Source organism: bacterium, assembly GCA_037128595.1.
Lineage (GTDB): Bacteria > Verrucomicrobiota > Kiritimatiellia > CAIKKV01 > CAITUY01 > JAABPW01.
In genome coordinates this window covers 39,981-65,191 of record JBAXWB010000022.1, presented here as the reverse complement: position 1 = coordinate 65,191, position 25,211 = coordinate 39,981, and the positions used below count along the sequence as shown (strand labels likewise).

The following is a 25,211-nucleotide window of genomic DNA, read 5'->3' as shown; positions in this document are numbered from 1 at the left end:
ATTATGAGTCCGCCGGTTGGTCGGAGTCGGGAAGCAGGCTCGCATAGTGGCGGCAGCCGCCGGCAAAGGCGCAGTATTCGCAGGCGATGGGAGCGACGGCAAATTCGCCACGTTCATACTTGTCGAGCGCTGCAAACGTGCTGGCGGTGAAGGCCGCCAGGAGTGAGTCGGATCCATTCAGTAGCTCCTGCAACTCTTCGGGCTCCAGGGGTTGGCCGTCCGTCGCGAGCCAGCGTTTCTGGCAGTCCTTGATCAAATCCTCCGCCGGCAGGGCATAGGAGAGATAGTGCATGTAGATCGGAATGGCGCCTGCCGGGCCAGGCCGGAAGCGCGAGGCGGCGGCCAGGGCATAGGCGGGTAGCTGGCAGTCTTCCGCCCGGGCAATCATGGCGGCGAGGGTGGCGGAGGAGTGCTTGGCCTTGGATTTGCCTTTGTAGTCCACGACGATGATGGCCTGCAGGATCCGCTGCGTGTCAAAGACCAGATCGACCCGGTCAATTTTGCCGTGGAGGCGGACCTTGCGGTTGGCCGCTGAAGCCGCCGTGAGTTCAACCGAGGGGGCGTCGGCCTTTTTTGAATGACTGTTGAAGCCGAACTCGAGCAGACAGGGAAAGCGTCTGACGGGCTGGCCGGCTTCAGCCTCCGTCAGACTGTTCGGCAAGGCGGTTGGCGCAATGGCCGTCCGGACCAGGTTGCGGACCGCGCGCTGAACCCGGCGGCATTGGATAGTCAGCTGTTCAGGGGCACCCAGCATCCATTTCGCATTCCCACTGGTCGCCCACTTGAGAAGGGTCTCGGAAAGCGCGTCAAAAAAAGCGAGGGTGCGATCGCTCCGGTCCGGCTTGAGGGAGACCAGCGGCAGGGCGTCCGATGACGGGCGGGCGCCGCCCTCCTGAAGATGCCAGACGCCATGGCGGTCAGGAATCGCCCAGTCCGGTGTGATCACGTCCGCATAGGTCTCCGCGATGTCGCTGAGGCGGGGGAGCGGGAGGGAGGGGGCTGCTCCCTGCAGGAGGTGGAAGCCCTCATTCATGATGAAGTGAATCGCGGTACCGAAATCACGGGGACTGGCCTCGAGGTCATTCCGTTCAATGGGCTCCACCCCGGCAATGTACTGGAGGTAATAGCGGTAAGGACAGGCCACCAGTTGCTCCAGTTGGGTGGGACTGAAGTCCATGGGCCCCTCGTTTGGCGGCTTGATGCGGGTCCATAATTCCGGTGACAGAATGCCCGCGTATTCCCCGCCCTTAAGGCTGTGGCGCGAGGGTTCGCCAAGGTCTGCCTGTGCCTGACGGGTGAAAAAAGACTGGCGGTGGTGCTCAACCTGGATGCCATGGGCCACATGGCAGGCCAAGGGGCCGGGGACGGCCTGGTTGGGGGCGCCCGGTCCGGGCGGGGTCTCGCCCGGTTGATGGGCAAGGCGTTGCCAGCGCTCATCATCCGCCCGGCATAAGCCGAGGGGGACGGTTCCGAGAAAAGATTCCCCCGGGAAGGGGCGTCGCTTGTGGGGGGTAATGGCGTTGTGTTTTTGCCAGTGATCCAGCAGGTGGGGGGCGCCCCGGGTGAGGCGCCAGCGGTCGTAGGGGTCGGGCGGGGCCGCCGGCAGGGTGGGCCAGGTGGGCCACCCCGTGAGACGCCAGAGGGTGCTGAAGAATACCGAGGGGGTCAGTTCCCGACCGTCCTCGCCATGGCGGCGATAGGAGAACACGATCCGTTCCCGGGCGGCCGCCAGGGTGGTGAGAAAGAGAATATTTTCCTGACTGTTGCGGACTTTAGAAGCCGCCAGGGCGGCGGCGGGGAGTGGCCCTTTTTTCAGGAGGCGTTCACGGAAGGCGATGAGTTCCGCATCCGGGAAGAGCGGACTGGGCGTGGGGAGCTGCGGGAACTCACCGGCATTCATGCCGGCCAGAAGCACCACCTTGAAGTGAAGCCCGGCACAATCGAAGGGATTGAGAATCCATACACCGGATTCATCCGAGGGACCCGGGGTGACGGTCAGGTTCTCGAGGGCCCGGCTGATCAGATCCACCAGGCTCGACCAGTTGATAGGGGTGTCCGCCACGAGGGTGTGCTGGCGCAGGGTGTTGAGCATCTCCAACGCCACTTCACACGCCTTGGTGTTGAGGAGGGTGGCGCGTTGACCGAGAGGATCATCGGACCGCGCGCCGGGGCCGGAGCCGGGGGTGAGCTGTTCGCAGCGCTTCAGGAGGTCGGCCATCCCCTCCTCAAGGGTTTGGATCGAGGGGTGGCCGAGCACGGTCTGGTAGAGGGTGAGGACCGCGTTGGCCTGTGCCTCGGCTTGTTCCCGGGTAGGGAAATTCTGATTTTCGGAATACGGGTTGGTGTAGTAGCTGACGAGCCGGCGCACCAGACGCTTGGGATCATCCAGCAGGGGTTCCGCTCCGGACCGGAGAATGTCGTCGGCCAGGGCGGCAGGATCCGGGAGGCCGAGCCCCGGCCAATTGAGCCAGGGGCTTTCGAGCAGGGCGCAGAACACTTCCCGGTCACGGGTGGCTGAAAAGCGGGCCAGGTTGAGGATGGTTTTAATGATGGGGATGGCCAGCACGGGAACGCCGCGGCGGAAGTAATAGGGGATATTAAAGCGGCTGAACACATCCATGATGGCGTCGGAACAGGCCCCGAGATTACGGGTGACGAGACAGAGCTCATCGGGGCGCAGGGGATCAGGCCGGTCGTGAAGTTCCCAGGCAATCCGGCGGGCGAGGTCTTCGATTTCGCCATAGAGCCCGACAGAGGTGGAAAATCCGACGCAGGCCCGGGCCGGTTCCGCAAGGGCGCGATCCTGCATGGCATAGCCCTCACGCAGGCTGGTCAGCTCCTCGATGGCGCTCCGGGTGGAGGGGGATTGAAAGGCGAGCCCGTCATGATCCTCACTGCCGGTGGAGCCATCAAAGAGCAGCCGGCCGGCGCGGGTCATGAGATCCTGTGCCCACCAGTCCTGTTCATGTTCTGAAAGAATATGATGAACCTGTACGTGGTCCGGGCCCAGCTGGGAGGAGAGGGCCTGGATGACCGATTCCTGAAAGGGGGCCACCCAGCGGACGGACACGAAGGAGAGGGTGACGGCCTCTTGCAATGGGTGAGGCCAGAGGGGGCGGGGACCGCGGAGCAGGGCCAGGATGGCGGTGTTGACGGCGGTATCGTCGGCAACCTGCAACGCTTGGCAGACGTCGGTGTAAGCCTGGTACAGGGTCGCGAGATCGGGGTTTTTGGGAGAGCGTTGATCCCAGGCCAGCAGGGTGATGAAGTCGGCCGCGCGGGTCGCCAGCGGGGCAACGGTGTCGGTCAGTTCTTCCAGGGTTTCTTCCAATGCCGCCGGGGTGAGGGCCGTGAGCATGGAGTTTTCGGGGTGGGGACTGGACTGGAATTTGGCGACGGCCTCCACGATGGCGAGTTCCCGGTCGAGATCGGTGATGGGGCGCAGGGACAGGCCCCGGGGCCCCTTGAGAAGGCCGGCGCGGGCGGCTGACTCCGCACAGAGGCGGAGGAGGGAGCCGAGGGTCAGATGCCGGCGGCCGTCAAAGAAACCGTCCCGTGCCAATGCCCTGCGTTGAACCTGGCGCAGGGCGACGGCGGTCGGGTAAATGACCAGGTCCGGGCGGTGAGCCCGGGATGGAGCGGTGGCGGGCATTTATTCCAGGATTTCCGGCATGACGTAACTCGCCGGGCCCTTAAGCAGTTGCGCTTTGGTCAGCCCGAAGCGTTCGAGCCGGAGAAAGACACCCCAGGCGGCCCCGTCGTTGGTGCCCAGCGCCACCACGATTTCATGTTCTCCGGCGGCGGCGTTAAAACGTGATGAACGTTTATCGGTGGTGGCGGGATTGGTCCCTTGAGGATCGTGGAGCAACGGCTTGCCGTCACTCCAGGCCTTGACCGGACCGTCGTAACCGAGGATCAGCGCCAGCGGTAAAGGCTCCTTGCAGGAAAACCGGAAGGCGAAGTAAACCAGTTCATCCTGTTTGCCCCGTTGCATGATCTCGGGGTGAAGGTTGCAGAACGGCTCGGTGAACGTGCGTTGGGTCATTTGGAGCGCGTCAAGGTTGGCCGGGTAGCCCAGTTGCTCGAGTTTGCCCGCCGACGGCTGGAAGGCGCTGACCCGTACCTGGCGGATAAAGGGGGTGATGGCGCGGGGTACTCCCATCCGGAGGGGGCCGAACACGGGCAACGACCGACCGGCCTCATCGGTGATGTTGCAGTAGGGATCGGTGCCATAGCCGTAGTGAAGCATCGCCTGGGCCATATCGTCCGGAGACATCCCGCTGCGGATGCGTGCGCAGGAACCATCCAGTTGGATATCGAAATGATTGGCGCTGCCATTCTGGTTGACGATGGCGAAGCCACTGGGGCGGGAACCGGAACGGAGCCGGCCCACCACATTCTCGAACTCCACGACCGCCACTCCCAGACCGCGCACGGTTTCAATCGTGACTTTTTTGACGGCGATCTGCGGCTGTCCCGCCTTACGCCCCTCACGCAACACCTGCATGGCCTGCGCCATACGGACGCCCAGAGCATACTGTCCTACCCCGCTAAGGTGAATGTTATCGTCCAGGGGCAAATCAATCGCCGGCACGGTCGCCAGTTGCTTGATGACCGCAGGCAGACGGCGTTCCTGATCCTGGATCGAATTCCAATGCGGGGCCGTGTCCGCGCCCCAGCCGATGACGCGTGCGATCTGGACGATCACGATGGGGAGGGTCTTGTTCCCGCTGTCGCGCCGCAGGGAAGCGGCGAATTCCTTCATGCGCGCCGTATAGAGCGGGGCGGTGTCGGGATTGGCGTCGCTGCAACCCTGATACCAGATGAGCCCGGCCACGCGGCCGCCATTCTTCTTGAGGCGGCGGATCATCGCGCCATACAGGCTCTTGCCATTCTCGTTCTTGCGTTTGGGGTCCCACTGCGTCATCGAGGTGCCCCCGTGGGCGCAGGCGATCAGGCCCTGCGGGATCCGGGTCAAACGGCGCAGTTCATTGCCGAAGGCCGGTCCCGGGCAGACGCCCCAGTCGGCATCAGGCTTGGCCGGCCGCTTTCCGCCGCTGATATCCACGTGTACCTGATCGACGCAGTCCCACATGTTGTGGATCGTATCCTTGGCGGTCGCCCAGCGGTCATCCATGAAGAAGGCGCGCACCAGCGGATCCGTGGCCAGCCGCGATTTCGGGAAAAGCGCACAGCCCTGCATATTGGACTGCCCTCCCAGCAGCCAGACGTCGCCCACGAGGACATCCTTGATCGTCAGGGTCTCATCCCCGGCGTTGAGTTCGATCTCGTACGGACCGCCCACAGGCAGGCCTTTCAGGATACCATTCATTTTGCCGCGGGCGGCGCTTCCGACCGTCTTGCCGGCAAACCCTTTCATGACGCGCTTGCCCGCCCGTACCGTGGCCGTCAGGGGACCACTGGCTCCGCATTGTCCGGAAAATCCAGCCTCACTCACGTTTTTCGGATTACGTTGCAAGACCATGTGGTTGAAAAGGCCCGTATCGATTTTCATGCAGGTTTCCTTGAATTAAATTTTTGTATGGCTACTCTAAAAAGCGGATTATTATTCACTAGCTGGCCATAAACACAATCCATTTATCTGGTCTACACTATTGTGTTGGCACGGCTGATTTGGTGTACTTCACGGAAATTTCAGGAGCGCAAATATCATGAATCGTTCTCAGCAGGCTCATCAACCGAATGACTCTCGTTGCTTTCGCCCCGGCCAGGTATGGTTGGATACCGCAGGCAAGCCGATCAACGCGCATGGCGGGGGGATGTTGCACCACGAGGGGGTCTACTACTGGTACGGCGAGCAACGCCCTGAGGGTCCCTCGTCGTTAAATGCGGAAATCGGCATCAGTGTCTACTCCTCACGTGACCTGTTGACCTGGCAATTTGAGCGCACCGCCCTGCCGGTGAACCGGGAGGATCCGGCTTCGCCCCTGGTGCCCGGTTGCAAGATGGAGCGGCCCAAGGTCGTTTACAATGCCCGGACCCGCCAGTTTGTCATGTGGTGGCACCATGACCTCAAGGGCTGGGGCCATCATGGCGCCTTTGCCGGGGTGGCCGTCAGCGACTCCCCGGCCGGTCCATTCACGTTGGTGAAGGTCTTCCGGCCCGGGTATATCATGTTCCGTGATTGTACCGTGTTTCAGGATGACGACGGGAGCGCCCATCTGGTTTTCGCTACAGATGACAATGCCAATCTGGCGATGGTGCGGCTGACCGATGATTATCTCGAGCCTACGTCGAATATCCTGCGTCAGTTCTGCGGCCGTTATATGGAGGCGCCCTGCGTGTTCAAGTATGACGGACGTTATGGCTTTATCGGCTCCGACTGTACTGGCTGGGCACCCAACGAGGCCCGTTCCGCCGTGGCGCCGGCACTGGCGGGGCCGTGGCGTGAGTGCGGCAATCCCTGTCTGGGAGAGGGGGCGGAGATCGCCTATGGGACCCAGAGCACCTTCGTGCTGCCGGTGGCTGGGAAACCCGGTGCGTTCATCCTCATGGCGGACCAGTGGCGGCCGGATAACCTCGCGGACTCCCGTTATGTGTGGTTGCCGATGTTTTTCAAAACGACTGTTCTGAATCAGCCGCCCCGCCCGTTTGTCAGATGGGTGGATAAATGGGATCTCACGATTTTCGACCAGCCGCCCTATGCCGGCGGCGAGCAACCTGTTTACCAAAAGGAGCATGAATGAAAGCGATGCGATTGACGGGAATCCGGCGTATGGAAATGCAGACGGTGCCCACGCCTGCGGTGGTGCGGGATACTGATGTGCTGATTCAGATGACGCGGGTGGGGGTATGTGGCTCGGACGTCCATTACTATACTGTTGGCAAGATTGGCAGTCAGGTGGTGGAGTTCCCGTTCACGGTCGGCCATGAGGGGGCCGGGATAGTGAAGCAGGTCGGAGCGGCGGTGTCCCGGGTCAAGCTGGGCGATCATGTCGCCATTGAGCCGGCGATGCCTTGTTTTGAGTGTGACCAGTGTCTGGCCGGCCGGCCGCATACCTGCCGCAAGCTCCGGTTCCTGGGGTGTCCGCAGCAGGCCGAAGGGTGTCTCTCGGAGTATCTGGTGATGCCGGAGACCAGCTGCTTTGTATTGCCTGCGTCGGTGAGTGATGACGAGGGCGCGTTGTCCGAGCCGCTTGCCATCGGGGTGTATGCCGTCAAGGGCTCCATTCCCATGCGGGGGGCTAAAGTGGGGATTCTGGGGGCGGGCCCGATTGGACTGAGCGTGCTGTTTGCGGCCCGTGCGCAGGGCGCAGGGCGAATCTTTGTTACCGACAAGATTGAGGCGCGACTGGCCATGGCGCGCAAGGCCGGCGCGGACTGGGGGGGTAATCCCGCAACAGGCGATGTCGTGGCGGCGATCACGCGGCAGGAACCGGCACAACTGGATGTGGTGTTCGAGTGTTGCGGACAACAGGAGGCGCTGGATCAGGGGATTGAGGTGCTGAAGCCTGGCGGAAAATTGATGATCGTCGGCATTCCGCCGACCCTTGACCGCGTGTCGTTCAAGATCGATGCGTTACGGCGCAAGGAGCTCTGCCTCCAGAATGTCCGGCGCCAGAATCATTGTGTTCAGCCGGCCTTGGATATGATTGCCCGTCGCGATTTCGACGTGAATGTCATGCTCACCCACCGATTCCCCTTCAGCCAGACCCAGGCCGCGTTCGACCTGGTGGCGGGCTATGAGCAGGGCGTGGTCAAGGCCATGATCGACTTTTAGTGGCCTACCACTTGAAGCCGAGGGCGTCGACAAAGGCCTTGGCCAGGATCATGTGTCCCACCTGATTGGGATGGATGCGATCCCAGGCCAGGGTGGCGGGGTGCTGGAGTTTCAACGCCTGGTCAATGGCGGCCTGGGTATCCACCAGGACCGTGCGGTTCTCGCGGGCGATCTTTTTGACGACCGCGCCATACTTATCCATCGTGGCCCGCATGGGATCCTTGCGGTTGGATTCAATAAAATACGGGGTGACCAGAATCAGCCCCTTCACCTTGGGACGCGTGGCTTTCACCAGTTCGCGAAGCGTCGCCTCGTATTCCTTGAGCGGGACATGACACTCGGGCTGCAGGGGTAAATCGTATTGGCGCCAGACGTCGTTGATGCCGATCATGATGGAGACCCAGTCGGGCTTGAGATCGAAGACATCGGTCTGCCAGCGGGCCTTGAGATCGCGCACGGTGTTGCCGCTGTTCCCCATGTTCACCACACGGATTCCCAACTCGGGATACGCGGTGCCCAGCAGGGCGTTCACGAGGCAGGAATAGCCGCGGCCCAGGGATCAAACAAGCCTTCAGAGATGGGACGGGTACGCCCAGCATCCGTAATCGAATCCCCGATCATTACTAGTTTCGAACCTTTTTGCAGTTTCATAAATCATCTCTCCAGATAAAGGGTTTGGTTACGTTTCGCACAGAGTGGGCTCAGGCGTCAAGTTCTATAGAAAACATCCAAAATGATGGCAGGATGACTCCGTACTTGACGGGCTACCGCTTCGTACTCCACAATCCACCCTTCTTTACGCACCTGTAGCTCAATTGGATAGAGCGTCAGCCTCCGAAGCTGAAGGTTGCAAGTTCGATCCTTGCCAGGTGCGCCATTCACACCTATTGATAACTTCCGGCAACTCCTCGCAGATTTTGCGTTTTCATCCAGCGGAGAAAAGTTGAGGGATGGGTAAACCCGAGCGTTTCTGATATCTCAGTTTTGGTCCGCCGTTCCTGAAGCATGGCCGAAACTTTCTTGAGGCGGCATTCATTTACATACTCATGGAAGGTTTGGCCGGTTTCGCGTTTAAACAATTTTAGAAAGTGGTGCTTGCTGTAGCCAGCTAAACGCGCGGCTTCGGAGAGCGGGACATCGCGCCCCGCCGTTTTCGCAACGTGATGGCGAATCGTCTTGATGACCTGACTTTGGAAATTTGATTCAGCATGGCCGTCACTGTTTTCATACCCGTATTCAACGATACGTAAGAGCAAAGATGCGAGAGCGGCAAGCAATTGCGCGCGCCGGACTGTCGCGTGTGAAGTGGCGTTCGCCAGTTTATCCCATGTGCTGGTCAAGAGGCAGGCGGCAGGATCTCCGCTGAGAACGAGTGAACTCACCAGGTTGTGTATTTTCCCCTCCCGGGTTAACAGGATTTTCGCGACCACGTCATGTTCAAAAAGCGATAGCCACAAATGGAGCATTTCCGGGCAGGAGGCTGGATAATAATTGTCATGCGATTCGTAGGAGTTGAAAAGAAAAACCGAGCCAGGCTGGCAGGGATAGATTTTGCCTTTGTAGCCATAGACCCCATTCCCTTTCAGACTGAATAGAATCTCACGGGCGGGGTGGCTCTCAGTATGGCTGCGCATCCATTTCAGGTGAGTAGGCTGGTGGACGAAGTCCACCTCTTCGTCGAATAATGAACTAACTATCCGCCAGTTTGTTTGATTCAGGATGTTAGCCAGGGAAGGGGCATCAAATAACTCATTATTCATAAAGGGAATTCCGGTAAATCGCGATAAATGTTTAGTATTCGCAATTCCTGTCTATTGTCAACATTGGCTATGCGGAGAACAATGGCATTCAACTATAGGAGATCAATTATGTATCGTGCCGGACAGGAAGAAATTGATGAGGTGTCGAAGGTTATTTTGTCAAAGCAGTGGTTCCGGGTGGGTGATGTAAAAGCCGGACATTTACGAGAAGTTGAACGTTTTGAAGAAGAGTGGGCGCAAAAAATGGGCATATCATATGCCCTGTTGATGTGTGGCGGCGGTACGGCGGGATTGGTGTGCGCCTTGGCGGGGCTCGGCATCGGGCCGGGTGACGAGGTGATTGTGCCCGCTTATACTTGGATGGCCACCGCTACTTCAGTACTGACGGTTGGCGCGATTCCTGTATTGGCGGAGGTAAATGAGTCCTTGGGGCTTGATCCTGCTGATTTCGAGCGCAAGATCGGTCCGGCAACCAAAGCCGTGATCCCGGTGCATATGAGCGGAAGGGCCGCTAATCTTGAAGCGATCATTGCCATTGCCCGGAAGCGGGGGCTTAAGGTGATTGAGGACTCCAGTCAGATGGATGGGGGCACCTACAAAGGCCGGCGCACCGGAACGTGGGGTGATGCAGGAGTTTTCAGCTTCAATTGGTTTAAGATTATTTCAGCAGGTGGGGAAGGGGGATGTTTGGTGACCAATGACCGGTGTCTTTATGAACGGGCCGTTGTGTACCATGATTCCGGTAGCGTTTTTCGCCCCAGATCCAGTGAATTCCAGGAACCTGTATTTGTGGCGCAACAGTATCGGGCGGATGAAGTCTTGGGGGCCATTGCCCGAGTGCAGATGGCTCGGATGGATGGGATCATTACGGATTTGCGCCGGAATCGTGATGCTCTTGCTGGAGCGGTGGAGGGGATGCTTAAGGTGACGGTAGCCCCCAGTAACGATCAGAAAGGCGACTGTGGCGTAATGTTGACCCTTCAGTTCAAGGATGAGGTGATGGCGCGTGCCTTTGCCACTGCGCCTGGAGTAGACGGGCTGGTGCTTATCGATCATCATAAGCATGTATACACGAATTGGGTTCCTTTGCGTGAAAAACGCAGTTTCCACCACCCTGATATGAATCCCTTCTTCTTTCCTAAAAACCAGGGGCTGCGGGCGGATTACAGCGATACGGCCTGTCCGCGCACGCTGGAGATTTTGCGCCGGACGATATATGTGGCGGTCAATCCCGACTGGAATGACGTGGAAATTGCGAAAAAAATCAAGGCTCTGGGTGAGGCTTCCAATAATATCTGATTCCTCAAAAACAATTTTAGTAGCACATAAACACATAACAAAAGGTGCGGCTTGGCCGGTCACCAGTAGGAGATAAACGATGCAAGGAACATTCAGGTTTTCATTCGGACCATGGAACATTCACGAGGGTGCGGATCCATTTGGTCCTCAGGTGCGGGGGAGTTTGTCGTTCGTCAAGAAATTGGGCTACTATAAGAAGCTCGGGTTTGATGGCGTCCAGTTCCATGATGACGATGTGGTTCCCAATATGAACGAAATGACGCCGACGGCCATGGTGGCGGAGGCGGGAAAGGTAAAGGCGTTGCTTGACCAGAACGGCCTGATTCCGGAATTTGTCGCGCCCCGGCTGTGGGAGGATTCCCGCACGACGGACGGTGGTTACACCTCCAATAGCGCCGCCGAACGCCAGTTTGCACTGGACCGCTCGATGCGTACCATCGATATCGCCCGGGCGTTGGGCACGAAAAACATCGTCTTGTGGTTGGCACGGGAGGGAACCTATATCCGAGAGTCCAAGGATTCCGTTACCTCCGCCCTGCGCATTGCCGAGGCGGTTCAGAAAATGCTCGACTACGACAAGACCATTCGCGTCATGATCGAGTCGAAGCCCAACGAGCCTATGGATCACACCTATATTCCGACCATTGGCCATGCGATCGGTCTTGGGTTGCTGACCAATGATCCCTCCCGGGTCGGCTGCCTGATTGAGAGTGCCCACGCCATTTTGGCGGGGCTTGACCCCTCCGACGAGATGGGTTACGCGTTGGCCCACAAGAAGCTCTGGAGCGTCCATCTGAACGATCAGAATGGTCTGAAGTTTGACCAGGATAAGTCGTTCGGCTCGGTGGATTTGCGTCGTGCCTTCAACCAGGTCCGTATCCTTGATCGCCATGGATTCGGCAATAACGGCGAATGGGTCGGCTTGGATGTCAAGGCCATGCGCACCCAGAAAATTCCCGCGGTGAGCCATCTCTCGAATAGCCGGGAGATCTTCATGAATCTGCTTGAGGTGTCCCGATCGCTGGACGAGAAGCAGATTGAGGCCTTGATTGCAGAACGGGATTATGAAGGGTTGGATCTGCTGATTATGCAGGCCCTGCTTGGGAAAAGAGGCCGGAAATGATTAACGTCGGGGTGATTGGAACCGGATATATCGGACCGATCCACCTGGAGGCCCTGCGCCGGGTGGAAGGGGTCCGGATCAAGGCTGTGTGCGATATCAATCTGGAGTTGGCCCGGCAGGCGGCCCGGAAATATGATATTCCCAATGCCGTTGATAACCCCGAGAGCATCTTGAACGACACGGGAATCGACGTCATCCATAATTGTACGCCGAACAAGTTCCACTACCCCATCAATAAGCTGGCACTCGAGCGGGGCAAGCATGTGCTGTCGGAAAAACCACTGGCTATGAATCTGGCCGAGGCGGCGGAATTGGCGGAACTCGCGGAGAAGAAGGGGTTGGTGAATGGTGTCAATTTCTGTTACCGCTACTATCCGATAGTGCAGGAAATGGCGGTCAGGGTCAGGCGCGGCGACCTGGGGTCAGTGCGGATGGTCAGCGGCTCCTATTATCAGGACTGGCTCTCCCGGGTGACGGATTATTCCTGGCGGCTGGAACGGTCGGAAAGCGGGGAATCGAACATTACGGCCGATCTGGGCAGCCATTGGTTTGACCTGGTCCAGTTCGTTACCGGACTTTCGGTCGAGCAGGTCATGGGCGATTTTGCCTCGATTATTCCCAAGCGGCAGAAGCCCCGCAAGCAGGTTTTGGCGTTTACCGAGGCCGGTGATTCCGGGACGGAAGAGGTGGATGTGGATCTGGAGGACTACTCCGCCACCTTGTTCCGGCTTTCCAATGGGGCCCCGGGTTCGTTCTCCACCTGCGAGGCCTGTGCCGGGCGGAAATCTGATACGGAGTTCCAGATCTATGGCAGCAAATGTTCCATGGCCTGGAATCACAAGCGTTCGACGGAGTTATGGATTGGTCACCGGGAAAGACCCAATGAAATACTAACCGAAGCCCCTGCCTTGATGGACAATAGCACGGCGCGGTACGCGACGCTGCCGGGTGGGCATCCGCTGGGGTACCATGATGCGGAATTGAACCTTTTTAGGGATTTCTACAATGCCGTCAAAGGTGAGTCTGTAGTGTTTCCTGGGGCCCGTCCTGATTTCAAGACTGGTTACGATGAGATGAGAATTCTGGCAGCCATCGTCGAGAGCAATAAGACACGGCAGTGGCGGACCATCCAACCAGTTGCTATGCCCTAGTGTCACGGATGGTGGCTTTCTGACTGACAAACAGCGTGACGGGTGGCCGGTGCATTTTCTTGACAAAATCAAGGAGCTTTTTCACTAGCGTCCCATGGGGGCTTCATGGTTATTTGGTTGATAAATTATTGGTTATTGGGGAAGAAATGAGGAACTATGAAACGTGTTTTAGCTTTTGGATGTCATCCGGACGATATTGAATTCATGGCAACGGGAACCCTGGCCTTATTGGCTGAACGCGGGTATGAGGTTCATCTGGCCACCATGACGGGTGGGGAGGTGGGCTCGCCGACACTTTCGAGGGAGGCGATTCAGGTAAAACGTCTCGGTGAGGCCGCGGCTTCAGCTAAAGTGCTCAATGGCGTCTATCATTATGCCGGCGGTTGTGACTTGGAAATTGAGTACAACTCTTATTGCCGCAAAGCGGCAACCCGGATCATGCGAGAAGTGGATCCTGAAATCGTGTTGACGCTGCCGCCCACGGATTATATGGCCGATCATGAATTGACTTCACGGTTGGTGCAAAATGCTGCCTATATCGCCCAGGTTCCGCTCTATGATTGCGGGACGAAGGCGTCACCCATGACGTGTGTTCCGCATCTCTACTATTGGAATGCGATTGGATTGAAAGATATGTTTGGCCGTCCCTTGCCTGTGTCGTTTGGAGTGGATGTCGGGTCTGCCATGGGAATCAAGGAGCAGATGCTGGCCTGTCATGCCTCCCAACGTGAATGGTTGGCTGCATTGGGATTTGATCACTATATGAAAATGATGAAGGATTGGACGCGCGAGCAGGGGCAGCTGATAGGCCGTGAATATGGGGAATGTTTTATTCAGCATCTCGGGGGTGGATTTCCGGCGAATAACCTTCTGGCAGAAGTTCTGGGAACGCTGTGTACCGCTTGTTGCAAGTGATCCGGCTCCGTGAAAGACAAACCCATGTCATACCCTTTTATGATTATTCGCCTATGGCCGTTCATGCGGGCTCAGCTCGTCTTGGCCATGGCTATTCCTTGTTCACATGCAGATGGGCATAAAGTCCCCGGAATGCAAGGGGTGAAAGACCGGTTTGGCGTTTGAACAGCCGGCGGAAATAGCCAACATCATCAAAGCCACAGGTCTGGGCGATCTCCTTGATGCTCAGAGTACTGTCCATCAGTAGTGACCGGGCCTTGTGGTGACGTTGCTTGTGGATGGCATCTGTTAGCGTGTGCCCGTAAGACTTTTGAAATATCCGGCCGAGATAGTCGGCATTGCACCGGAGCGCTGTGGCAATGGCTTGGGTTGAAATCGGTTCATTGGCGTGCAGGCCGATGTACTGTTCCGCGCGGTGGGCCAGGGAGGCCGTGGTCTCATTGAGGGAGGCGTCCGGTGGGGGGCGGGTGTCTGCAACCTCACTTAATAAAAGCATCATCATGAGATCTGCCGTAACGGGTGTAAGGCGCCCTGTCTCCTGGTCATCGAGGAAGTGACGGAAAATTTCGGTTAACCGGTCGGGCCGACTCACCGTGGTTAACGCGGAGAGATGAATCCCATACGGGGGGCGGCTTGTTTTCGGGATCGGATTTAAGCGGAAATGGATCCAGTAGAAGCTCAGGTCCGGCGGGAACGGCGCCGTGCCTCCGTGCCTGATTCCTTTTCGCAAGAGCAGGGCTTGACCGGGCCTGATGGAGAAGCGGCGCGTCCCTTGGTGCATGCACAATGTTCCTGTGCGCACAAAGATGAGTTCATGGGTGTCGATGATGCGCTCGGGGTGGGTGCCTTGTCCCTGCGAAATGAACAACCCGGCATTGCAGGCGGTTGCGGAAGGAATGAGATTCAACGACAGTCTGTTGCGCATGGTCGGAATTGTCCCCTTCTTGTTAGATTCTGTCATCTTGTCACAAGAACTCATATTGCGCAATATTACAGAGGTGATGTGAAATTGTCCTGTCATAAACTGGGATTGATCTTTTGGGGAGAACGACCATGAAAAACAGCGGTTTACGTAAATTAGAAGCGGTTTCATTTACCAAGGTTAAAGTACAGGATGGGTTTTGGGCTCCCCGGCAGGATACTAACCGGCGCGTTACCCTGCCGATGGAGTACAAGCAGTGTAAGGAGACGGGGCGAATTGATGCGTGGACTTGGAAAAAGGGAGAGCCTAATGAGCCGCATATCTTCTGGGATTCCGATGTCGGCAAATGGATTGAAGCCGCCTCCTATAGTTTGGCGACCCATCCGGATAAATCACTGGAGGAAAAGATTGATGCCGCCGTTGATCTCATGGAGAAGGGGCAATGTGCGGATGGCTATCTTAACTCCCATTTCTCGCTGGTGGAGCCTGAGAAGCGATGGACACATGTCAAGGATCTCCATGAGCCGTATTGTGCCGGCCATCTGATGGAGGGGGCTGTCGCCTACTATCAGGCGACGGGTAAGCGCAAGTTCCTGGATATCATGTGCCGCTATGCGGATCATATTGCCACGGTATTCGGGCCAGGGCAGGGGCAAAAGGCCGGCTATGGCGGACACCCGGAGATTGAGTTGGCGCTGGTAAAGCTCTACCGGGCCACCGGGAACAAGCGCTATCTGGATCTTTCGAAGTTCTTTGTCGATGCGAGGGGACAGTCGCCGCACTACTACGATATCGAGGCGAAGGCACGGGGCGAGGATCCCAAGCCGGGCTGGGAGCACAGTTGGCAATACAGCTGGTATCAGGCTCATAAACCCCTGCGCGACCAGGCCAAGGTGGTGGGCCATGCCGTCATGGCCATGTATGATTTTTCCGGAATGGCCGATGTGGCGGCGGAAACCGGGGATCCCTCCCTGGTGCGGGCGTTGAAACGGTTGTGGGAAAACCTGACCACCAAGCGGATGCATGTGACGGGTGGCATAGGCTCAACCCGGCGGAATGAAGGATTCACCTTCGATTATGATTTGCCTAACGAGACCGCCTACAACGAGACGTGTGCCAATATCTCCCTGGTTTTCCTGGCGCACCGGATGTTTCATCTGGATCCGGACGGGGGCTACATGGATGTCATGGAACGGGCACTTTATAACAGCGTCCTCAGTGGTGTCGCCCTGAACGGGGATCACTTTTTCTACGCCAACCCCCTGGAGTCGCATCCCGGGGTAGACCCCGGGATCGACCGGATGGGACCCATTCATGATGTGGATTATCATTACCGGCGCAGTCTCTGGTTCGATTGTGCGTGTTGCCCCCCGAATATCGCACGCCTGTTGTCGTCTTTTGGCGGCTATATCTATTCCCAGGGCAAGGGAGAAGCCTGGGTTAACCTCTATGTGGCGGGTCGGGGTGAGTTGACGGTCAATGGACAGGGGGTGGTGCTGGAGCAGAAGACGAAATACCCCTGGGATGGCAAGGTGACGGTAACCGTGCGGCCTGAAGCGCCCGCGGCCTTTGCTGTGAAGCTGCGTATTCCCGGCTGGTGCCGGGATGCCCGACTGAAGGTGAATGGCAAGCTGGTCCCAGTCAAGACGATCAAAGGATATGCCAGCATCGATCGCCGCTGGCTGGCGGGGGATCGGATCGAGTTGATGTTGCCCATGCCGGTGGAACGGGTCGAGGCCCATCCGCATGTCCGGCACGATGGCGCCTGTGTGGCACTCCAGCGGGGCCCGGTGGTCTATTGCCTGGAAGAGGTGGATAACGGTCGGGATCTGAGTGATTTGATCCTGCCGCGCAAGGCCCGGCTGACGGCGAAATTTGAATCAAGTCTGCTGGGCGGCGTGGGGGTTATCACCGGTAAGATGACCCGGCGTGATTCCTCAAAGTGGGATGGTGCCCTCTATCAGGTAGGCAAGACACCCCGCAGGCCAGTCGCATTCAAGGCGATACCTTACGCCGTCTGGGCCAACCGTAAGCCCGGCGAAATGAAGGTTTGGATCCGGGATGATGGGCTATAAAACTGCATATTCTGTTGCAGCATGAAGAACTCAAGCGTGAGCGCCATTTGGACACGCGGGGAAAATAGCGCCTGATTTTGGAGGCAATAGCCTGGGCTTCAAGTCCCAGGTGCACCTCCGGCGCCATCGCTTGCTTATCGTGATAAGCTACGAGTGGGTGGCTTGGTTGGATCTTCTTCTGTATTGTTTTCGCGTTGGGCAGGTGCCTATTTTGGAAAGAGAAAACAGATACCATGGCTGCAAAAGCATATACCGCGTCGAATTTGCGGATCCATCTGTGGGCGTGTGGGGCGTTGGCCAACTACTTCATGTCCGGGATCATGTTCTCGTTCATGAGTATTGTCTTCATCACCTCCTACGAGATGAGTCCGGCCTGGGTGGGATTGGCCATGACGATTCCTCAATTTGTTGATCTGGTGGTTAATCCGGTGTTGGGACGGTTGTCGGACAACACGCATACCCGATGGGGACGCCGTCGACCCTTCATCTTTGCAGGCACCCTGCTGGGCGCTTTCCTGGTGGCGGGAATCTGGTGGATGCCGCTGAGTTGGGTGCAGGACTGGAAAGGGTTTATCTATCTGCTGTTCTTTTCCACCTTGCTGCTTGTCAATCTGGCGATTTTCGAAATGGCGCATGTGGCGCTAGGTTATGAAATGTCCGATGATTATGAACAGCGCTCCAAGGTGATGGCCGTACGGAACTGGTATTTCAGCGTGGGTGGCTTGGCCGGTGGTTTCACCTATTGGCTGGCCATGCGTCCCTTCTTCGGAACGGGTCATGCGGGTGAAATTGTTGGAATGCGTTGTATTTCGTTGGGCATGGCCGCCATTATCCTGGTGGTGGGGTTGATTTCAGTCTTTGCCACCCGGGAACGTTTCCAGAATATCAACAAGACACATGTCCCCATTTTGCAGGCGATCAAGGAGACTTTGAGGAATCGCGCATTCGTAGTGATTTTGGTGGCCCGTGTTATTTCCGTCCTGGGGAATGGGGTGGGTGGGGGCATGATTGCCTACATCGGGATTTATAGTGTTTGTCAGGGGGACAAGGAGCTGTTCAACAAGGTGATCGCCGGATGGATCGGGTTGGCTACCTTTGCCTTGAGCTTTCTCATGATCCCGTTGGCGGTCCCGGTCACGCGCTGGCTGGGGAAGGGCCGCGGGTTGATCATTGGCGCGGGCCTTGGGTGTTTGTCGGTTCTGGCCTTGCCCTTTGTTCTTCAGCCGGGGAATGTCTATATCTGGTTCGCCTGGACCCTCTTATTCATGCCGATGGGCATTGTCAGTGGAAACCTCTTGGCCTCGGCCATGCCCGATATTTGTGATGTGGATGAACTGGAGCATGGGGAGCGGCGGGAGGGTCTCTTTGCGGCCGTGATGGCGTTCATCACGAAAATTGAATCCTCCCTCTGTGCCGGTATTGGCGGCTATGTTTTGGTCAAGACCGGATTTGATCAGCATCTCATTCAGCAGGCGCCTGAAGTGATTCAAAAGATGCGGTTCTATGCGTTTGGTCCGATGATCACGGCCGCCATTCTCACCTTTGCGGTGTATTGCTTTTTCCCGCTGACCAAGAAGCGCATGGATGAAGTACGAGCCAAACTCGATGCCCGCCATGCGGCGATTCAATAATCACAGCTAAGTAAGGTTACGGCATAAAATTCGTGTAAGGCATACTATGAGAACAGTAAGAAAAGCGATTGTTGCGGGAGTGTTGGGTATATTGGTAGCGGGGAGCCGTCTCCATGGCGCCGAGGCCCTGACGTTGGTGGCGGATGGCGTGCCCACCTGCATCATCGTGGTCGATGACGGCGTGAGCATTTCCGAAAAACATGCGGCCTTCGAACTCCAACGATACCTGAAACAGATGTCCGGCGCCGAGGTGGAGACGCTTACTCCGGAAAAGGCGGCACCGTCCAAGGCCCAGAACCGCATCGTCGTGGGAGGACGGACAGCCAAAGCGCTTGGTTTGGATGTCAACCTGGTCGGGTTGGGGACAGATGGTTATGTCCTGCAGACCACTGGCAACACGCTGGTGGTGGCGGGCGGGGAGAAGCGGGGCACGCTTTATGGGGCCTACGATGTGCTCTACGCGTTGGGCTGTCGCTGGTGGGCGGTCGACGCCAACACCATTCCGGCAAAGAAAACCATTGCCACGGGCCCCATGAACGTACGCAAGGTTCCCGTGGTCGAGTTCAGGGACATGCTTTACGGCGACCGCCAGTGGGTGAGCCAGCACGAGTTTGGCGCTTCGTATTACTCCCGCGTCCATATGAATGGCTTCAATTATTCGGAATGTCCCGAGTATCTGGGCGGACGCCTGAAGTTTTCCGTGAACCTGGTGCATTCCTGGAATTACCTGATGCGCCCGGTCGGAGATCTGGACGGGAGTTTTGCGAAGCATCCCGAGTACTGGGCCTTCACCTATGGAAAACGGCAGGCGACCCAGCCCTGTCCGATGCATCCGAAGGTGGTGGAGATCATGACGGCGAATGCGCTTAAGGAGCTCCGCGAGAATCCCGACTACTTGTTCATTGTCGTGGGTCAGGAGGACAACATGAACTACTGCACGTGCGACGACTGCGCCGCCGTGATCAAGGCCGAGGAGAGCCCGGCCGGACCGGGGCTGATTCTTGCCAACAAAATCGCGGAGGCGATCGAGAAGGAATTTCCCAAGGTCTGGGTGATGGCCCCGGCCTATGAGTGGTCGCAGAAGCCACCGAAGAATCTCAAGCCCCGCCACAATGTCGGCATCACGCTGTGCAGTATCCGCTGCGACTTCAACCGCCCGATCGAGGAGCGGACCACCGAGCAGAACAAGATCTTCGCCGACGATCTGGTCGCTTGGGGAAAGATTGCGAAAAAAATCTATATCTGGGACTACACCACCAACTTCTATCATTACCTGATGCCCTTCCCCAACCTGGATGTGCTTGTCGCGAACACCCAGTTCTATGTTAAGAATGGCGTGAGAGGCATCCTGTACCAAGGGAGTCACACCACCCAGTCCGCTGAGTTTTCGCAGTTGCGGATGTGGGTGCTGGCGCGTGCGGCTTGGGACCCGGAAAAAGCCGATGGCCCGGCCCTGATCAACGAGTTCCTGGAAGGCTATTACGGCCCGGCCGCGGGCCATATCAAAAAGTACATCGACTTGATTCACTCCTACGGACGGGCCCATCCGGAGATCAATGTCAATATCGGCGGAGGCCTGTCGGGGTCCCCCTGGCTTTCCCCGGAAACCGTGGCGGCGGCGGAGCCGATTTTGCAGGCGGCAGAAGCGGCGGTGGCCGGAGACCCGGTCTTCTCGAAGCGCGTCCGTCACGCGCATTTCCCGATACAATATGTCCTGCTGAAGCGCGGCGTGCACAGCTCGACCTGGGAGGTGGCGAACAAGTCCGCCCCGCTCAGCCTCCCGCTGTTGGCCGAAGCGTTCAATAAGAATGTCAAGGATTCCGGGATCTTCCAAATCGGCGAGTTCCAGGATATCGCCCCGCTGTGCAAGTGGGTCACCGATTATGCGAGCCACGGCGCCCCGGTTCCGGCGGAGCTCAAGGGCGTCGACCCGGCGACATTCAAACTGCTTCAAGCCTGCCAGATGGACAATCCCGGCACCGGCCACTGGAAGCAAGACCCTGACGCCACGGATGGCTGGGGGATGAGCATCAGCCATGGCGGCTGGATCTGGTCACACACATTCAACACCCCCTTGGATCTCAAGGCTGGAAGCACCTACAAGGTCTTCCTGCGCCTCAAGGCTCCACCAGAGCTCAAGGGCGACGAGAATGTCGTCATGTGCGGTGTCCAAAAGCCGAACACGGCCTCCCACTACCATGCTTTCGTCAAGGGCGGCCAGCTCGAGCCGGGGAAGTTCAAAGTGGCGGAGGCCGGCCAATTCGTCGCCACGGAGGGGGGGATGCAATTCTTTATGTGCATGGCCTCGCCGCAAACCCTGCCGTCGGTACTTCTCGATTGTCTTTGGTTGCAGGAAGTGCCCGCGGCCAAGCCATGAGGCCTGGAAAACTCTTAAGGCTATTCAGACTATGAAAACAGTAAGAAAAGCGATTGTTGCGGGAGTGTTGGGTATATTGGTAGCGGGGAGCCGTCTCCATGGCTCCGGGAGCGGGATGAGTGTGGCGGAACCAGCCGCTTCGTTGGGCTTAGTCAAAGATGGCGTTCCCACCTGCATTATCGTGGTCGATGATGGCGTGAGTATTTCCGAAAAGACGGCCTCCACCGAGTTGCAAAGATACCTGAAGCTAATGTCCGGGGCAGAGGTGGAGATTTTGAATCCGGTTGCGGCCAAACTCTCGAAGATGCCCAATCGCATCGTGCTGGGCAACCGGACCGCCAAGGCACTCTGCCCGGAGGTCAGTCTCGACGGCCTGGGGACAGATGGTTATGTCCTGCAGACCAAGGGCAACACGCTGGTGGTGGCGGGCGGGGAGAAGCGGGGCACGCTGTACGCGGCCAATGATCTTCTCTACTCGCTGGGCATCCGCTGGTGGGCGGTCGGCGCCCACGACATTCCCGCAAAAAAAACCTTGGAGGCGGCGCCTATGAACGAGCGCAAGGTGCCGGTTCTCGAATACAGGGACATGCTGTATGGAGACCGCCAGTGGGTCTGGCTCCCGGCCGAGCGCCTGCAGGATCACGGCGGCTATCAATATACCCGGATGCGCCTGAACGGATTCAATTTTTCAGACAACAGCGAGGACTGGGGCGGCAAGCTGAAATTCTCGCAGAATCTTGTTCATTCATGGGGCTATCTGATGCGTCCGATCGGAAACCTCGACGGGACTTTCGAGAAGCACCCCGAGCTCTGGGCGCTGATCAACGGGAAGAGGGAGGGGACCCAGCCCTGCCCGATGAATCCGAAAGTGGTGGAGATCATGACCGCCAACGCGCTCAGGGAACTGCGTGAAAACCCAGATTACTCGTTCATCGTCGTGGGGCAGGATGACAACTTCGGATATTGCCGCTGCGAGAAGTGCACGGGCGTAGCCGAGGCCGAGGGCTTGTCCGGGCCGGGTCTGTTGCTGGCCAACCAGATCGCGGAAGCGATCGAAAAGGAATTTCCCAAGATGCTGGTCATGGCGCCGGCCTATGAATGGTCGCAGAAACCGCCGAAGACCATCAAGCCGCGCCACAATGTCGGCATCACGCTGTGCAGCATCCGCTGCAGCTTCATTCGGCCGATCGAGGAGCGGACCACGAAGGGGAACAGGGATTTTGCCGACGACCTCGTGGCCTGGGGAAAGATCACGAAAAAAATCTACATCTGGGATTACACCGTCAATTTCTATCACTATCTGCTGCCCAATCCCAACCTCGATGCCATTGTCGAGAACACCAAGTTCTATGTGAAGAACAATGTGAAGGGCATCCTGTATCAAGGGAGTCACACCACCCCAGGCGCGGAGTTCTCGCAGTTGAGGATGTGGGTGCTGGCTCGTGCGGCCTGGGACCCGGAACACGCCAACGGGCCGGCCTTGATCAATGAATTCGTCGATGGCTATTACGGCCCGGCCGCCAGCCATATCAAGAAATACATCGACCTCATCCACGCTTACGGCCGGGCTCATCCCGATCTCGATTCCAATATCAACTGCGGCTTGTCCGACGCCTATTGGCTCTCCCCGGAGACGGTGGCCGAGGCGGAGAAGATCCTGCGCGAGGCCGAGGCGGCGGTGGCCGGCGATCCGGTGTATTCCGTGCGCGCCCGGCACGCGCATCTTCCGCTCCAGCATGTCCTGCTGACGCGTGGCGCCCAGAGTTCGACTTGGGCTGTGACGAGCAAAGCCATTCCGATCACCGTTCCCGCGATGGCCGAGGCGTTCAACAAGAGCGTCAAGGAGTCGTCCGTCGTGCAGATCGGCGAGTTCCAAAGCATTGGTCCGGTGTGTGATTGGGTTACGGATTACGGGAGCCGCGGCGCACCAATCCCTGAAGAGCTCAAGGGGGTGGATCCGACGAAATACCGCCTCGTCCAGGCCTGCCAGATGGACACGCCGGGATCTGGACACTGGATGAAGGAGCCTGACGCCACGGACGGCTGGGTCGTCAAGGTCAGCAGCGTCGGCTGGCTGTGGGGGCACACCTTCAGCACCCCGCTGGATGCAGAGGTCGGGAAGACCTACAAGGTGTTCCTCCGCCTCAAGGTCCCCGCGGAGTTCAAGCCGGAAGAGGAGATCGCCCTCTGCGGTATCTGGAAACCTGACACCAAGGCCCACTTCAGCACCAGGATCAAAGGCAGCCAGCTCGAGAATGGCAAGTTCAAAGTGGTGGAAGCCGGCCAGTTCGTCGCTGTAGAAGGAGGCATGGGGTTCTTCATCGCCCTCGCGCCGCCCAATCCGACCCAGGTGCTGGTGTATCTCGACTGCCTCTGGTTGCAGGAAGTGCCTGCCGCCAAACCCTGACGGTTGGAGGAGTCTTCAGAAGTAGAATTGGACCATAACATTTCAGTCTTTCGCGATAACATAGGAGGAGATTTTACATGAAAACAATTCTTGGATGTTTATTGGTGACGGCGAGCCTGTCCCTGTCATGGGCGGCGGAATTGAATTTCTACCCCCTTTTTTCAGACCATGGGATTTTACAGCAGAATGCTGTCGTTCCGGTTTGGGGGACGGGAACGCCGGGAGCCACCGTCGCGGTTTCCTATGGAGGGGCCAAGGCATCCGGGGTGGTGGACCCTGCCGGGAAATGGATGGTGAGACTTCAGACGCCCAAAGCCGACGAGGGTGCATTTGACGGGATCGATTTGTCGGTGGCGTCGGGCAGCACACAGAAAGTTCTCAAGGATGTCGTCGTGGGCGAGGTCTGGATCGGATCCGGCCAATCCAACATGGACACTCCGCTGAAGGACTATGTGGTCAGCAAGGATGAGATCGGCCTTGCCAACCATCCGGGAATCCGGCTCTATTCCGCCGCTTTCGCGGGCGGAGGGGCTTCGGTGTCCGGGGATTTCTCGCAAGATGCCTGGAATCGCTGCGTCCCGGAAGTCGCGGCCAAAGCCTCAGCGACCGGATACTATTTTTGCCGCGAGCTGCATCGGGCCCTCAAGGTTCCCGTCGGGTTCATCAACATGGCGGTGGGGGGATCCCCGCTGAGCAACTGGATGCTACCCTCGTGGATTGAAAATGATCCGAGAACAGCACCCGATTATCAGGCCTTCAAGTCCGGCTCTTATCCTGCCTGGGTTGCTGACAGGGTGAAGCTGGTTGCCGGCTGGGAGGCCCAATGTGCAGCGGAGAAAGCCAGGGGCTTGCCGCTCACTCAGCACTGGCATCCTTTCCATGGGGAGAGACCAGACCTACCCATTGAAGGAATTGTCGGGAACCATCATGTGACACATATCGCGCCGACCATGCCGTTTGTGTTCAAAGGCCTGCTCTGGGATCATGGGGAGTCGGGAGTCGGCTATCAGCTCACCGGAGATTACGCCATCTATTTCAGCATCATCCTGGATCATTGGCGCAAGGGATTTGGCTATGATCTGCCCGTGGTGTTCATCGAGAAGGGCGGAGCGTGGGGCCCCACCATCTGCGATTTGGATTTTACGAATGCCACCTACCCCACCCAGACAACGCCGATCGCCCTGAAGGATCTTCCTCCGGCAGCCCCCAAGGCCGGGCCTGTGTTTGAATCTTTTGAGAAGGGGTCCTATGTGTGGGGTCGAATGCACGCGCTGCCCGGCTGTTATATGGCGACCGCCCGGGATTTGCAGGCCGCGCTCCATCCTCCTGACAAGGACAAATACGGCTTCCGTTTTTTCCTGACAGCTCTCCACAAGGTTTATGGGAAGCCGGGTGAATGGTTTGGGCCGATGATGGTTTCAGCCAAGAGGGAGGGGGCTCAGGTCCGCCTTCGCTATCAATATGCCTCGGGAGGCATGGTGGCCCTCGGCGGAAAGCCCCCCCAGGGCTTCTATGTGGCCGATGCCGATGGAAAGTCGGATTGGGTCGCCGCACGCATTGAGGGGAGCGAAATCATCCTGACGGGGCCTTCCCTGGCCGCGGCAAAGACGGTCAGCTACGCCGATGTCTCGGATGGACGGGTGATGTGGGCCAATGTGTTCAGCCGTGAAGGATTGCCGGCCTATCCGATGACCATCCGGATTGAATAAACGTAGATCTAAGGCTTAATCTTGATGATCCGGCGGTCGAGTGGATCGATGTCCAGGGTTTTTCATCGTCTGAATACTGTTCCAGTCTGATTGAAAATTCC

15 protein-coding genes, 1 tRNA gene and 1 pseudogene are annotated in these 25,211 nt (G+C 57.9%); 12 read left to right on the top strand and 5 right to left on the bottom strand.

The features are described from left to right. Nucleotide 1: 1 nt before the first annotated feature. Both WCS52_13680 and WCS52_13675 read right to left on the bottom strand, forming a co-directional pair. Nucleotides 2-3,652: a PD-(D/E)XK nuclease family protein gene (locus tag WCS52_13680; protein ID MEI6168229.1), complete on the bottom strand. Its 3,651-nt coding sequence runs from the start codon at nt 3,650-3,652 to the stop codon at nt 2-4. Next, entirely contained in the window at nt 3,653-5,515 is a 1,863-nt protein-coding gene (locus WCS52_13675) for a sialate O-acetylesterase (GenBank protein ID MEI6168228.1), read from the bottom strand. A gap of 157 nt (nt 5,516-5,672) precedes the next feature. Here WCS52_13675 and WCS52_13670 point away from each other — a divergent pair, with 157 nt between their 5' ends. Then, complete coding sequence (locus WCS52_13670) at nt 5,673-6,707, top strand: glycoside hydrolase family 43 protein (protein ID MEI6168227.1); 1,035 nt, start codon at nt 5,673-5,675, stop codon at nt 6,705-6,707. Next, a complete protein-coding gene (locus WCS52_13665; GenBank protein MEI6168226.1) occupies nt 6,704-7,741 on the top strand; it encodes an alcohol dehydrogenase catalytic domain-containing protein in 1,038 nt (345 codons plus the stop codon). Before WCS52_13670 ends, WCS52_13665 begins: the two co-directional genes overlap by 4 nt. Nucleotides 7,742-7,745: 4 nt before the next feature. Here WCS52_13665 and WCS52_13660 read toward each other — a convergent pair. Next, nucleotides 7,746-8,392, bottom strand: a pseudogene (locus tag WCS52_13660) (SGNH/GDSL hydrolase family protein). Between the two features lie 149 nt (nt 8,393-8,541). On the opposite strand from WCS52_13660, the gene WCS52_13655 reads away from it, so the two are divergent. Continuing rightward, nucleotides 8,542-8,618: transfer RNA gene (locus WCS52_13655), tRNA-Arg, on the top strand. 7 nt (nt 8,619-8,625) lie between these two features. On the opposite strand, the gene WCS52_13650 is transcribed toward WCS52_13655, so the two are convergent. Further along, nucleotides 8,626-9,501 carry an AraC family transcriptional regulator gene (locus WCS52_13650; GenBank protein ID MEI6168225.1) on the bottom strand — a complete coding sequence of 292 codons (876 nt, stop codon included), beginning with the start codon at nt 9,499-9,501 and terminating at the stop codon, nt 8,626-8,628. Nucleotides 9,502-9,609: 108 nt separating this feature from the next. Between WCS52_13650 and WCS52_13645 the strand changes: the two genes are divergently transcribed. The 4 genes from WCS52_13645 (at nt 9,610) to WCS52_13630 (ending at nt 13,989) form a co-directional block, all read left to right on the top strand. After that, the gene (locus WCS52_13645) at nt 9,610-10,800 is read left to right on the top strand and encodes an aminotransferase class I/II-fold pyridoxal phosphate-dependent enzyme (protein MEI6168224.1); all 1,191 of its coding nucleotides are present in this window, start codon (nt 9,610-9,612) and stop codon (nt 10,798-10,800) included. Between the two features lie 79 nt (nt 10,801-10,879). Beyond that, entirely contained in the window at nt 10,880-11,923 is a 1,044-nt protein-coding gene (locus tag WCS52_13640) for a TIM barrel protein (GenBank protein MEI6168223.1), read from the top strand. After that, a complete protein-coding gene (locus WCS52_13635; GenBank protein MEI6168222.1) occupies nt 11,920-13,074 on the top strand; it encodes a Gfo/Idh/MocA family oxidoreductase in 1,155 nt (384 codons plus the stop codon). The genes WCS52_13640 and WCS52_13635 overlap by 4 nt, the downstream gene beginning before the upstream one ends. Nucleotides 13,075-13,230: 156 nt before the next feature. Beyond that, nucleotides 13,231-13,989 (top strand): PIG-L deacetylase family protein, encoded by a 759-nt coding sequence (locus WCS52_13630; protein ID MEI6168221.1) that lies wholly within the window; start codon nt 13,231-13,233, stop codon nt 13,987-13,989. Between the two features lie 91 nt (nt 13,990-14,080). Here WCS52_13630 and WCS52_13625 read toward each other — a convergent pair whose 3' ends face one another. Next, on the bottom strand, nt 14,081-14,914 hold the full coding sequence (locus tag WCS52_13625; protein MEI6168220.1) for an AraC family transcriptional regulator: 834 nt from the start codon (nt 14,912-14,914) through the stop codon (nt 14,081-14,083). A gap of 128 nt (nt 14,915-15,042) precedes the next feature. Between WCS52_13625 and WCS52_13620 the strand changes: the two genes are divergently transcribed. From WCS52_13620 to WCS52_13600, 5 genes are all read left to right on the top strand, one after another. Then, nucleotides 15,043-16,986, top strand: coding sequence for a beta-L-arabinofuranosidase domain-containing protein (locus tag WCS52_13620; protein ID MEI6168219.1), 1,944 nt, complete (start codon nt 15,043-15,045; stop codon nt 16,984-16,986). Nucleotides 16,987-17,219: 233 nt separating this feature from the next. After that, entirely contained in the window at nt 17,220-18,617 is a 1,398-nt protein-coding gene (locus WCS52_13615; protein MEI6168218.1) for an MFS transporter, read from the top strand. 46 nt (nt 18,618-18,663) lie between these two features. Beyond that, the gene (locus WCS52_13610; protein ID MEI6168217.1) at nt 18,664-20,994 is read left to right on the top strand and encodes a DUF4838 domain-containing protein; all 2,331 of its coding nucleotides are present in this window, start codon (nt 18,664-18,666) and stop codon (nt 20,992-20,994) included. A 31-nt stretch (nt 20,995-21,025) separates the two neighbouring features. Next, complete coding sequence (locus tag WCS52_13605) at nt 21,026-23,401, top strand: DUF4838 domain-containing protein (protein MEI6168216.1); 2,376 nt, start codon at nt 21,026-21,028, stop codon at nt 23,399-23,401. Between the two features lie 77 nt (nt 23,402-23,478). Then, nucleotides 23,479-25,110 (top strand): hypothetical protein, encoded by a 1,632-nt coding sequence (locus WCS52_13600; GenBank protein ID MEI6168215.1) that lies wholly within the window; start codon nt 23,479-23,481, stop codon nt 25,108-25,110. Nucleotides 25,111-25,211: the final 101 nt, after the last annotated feature.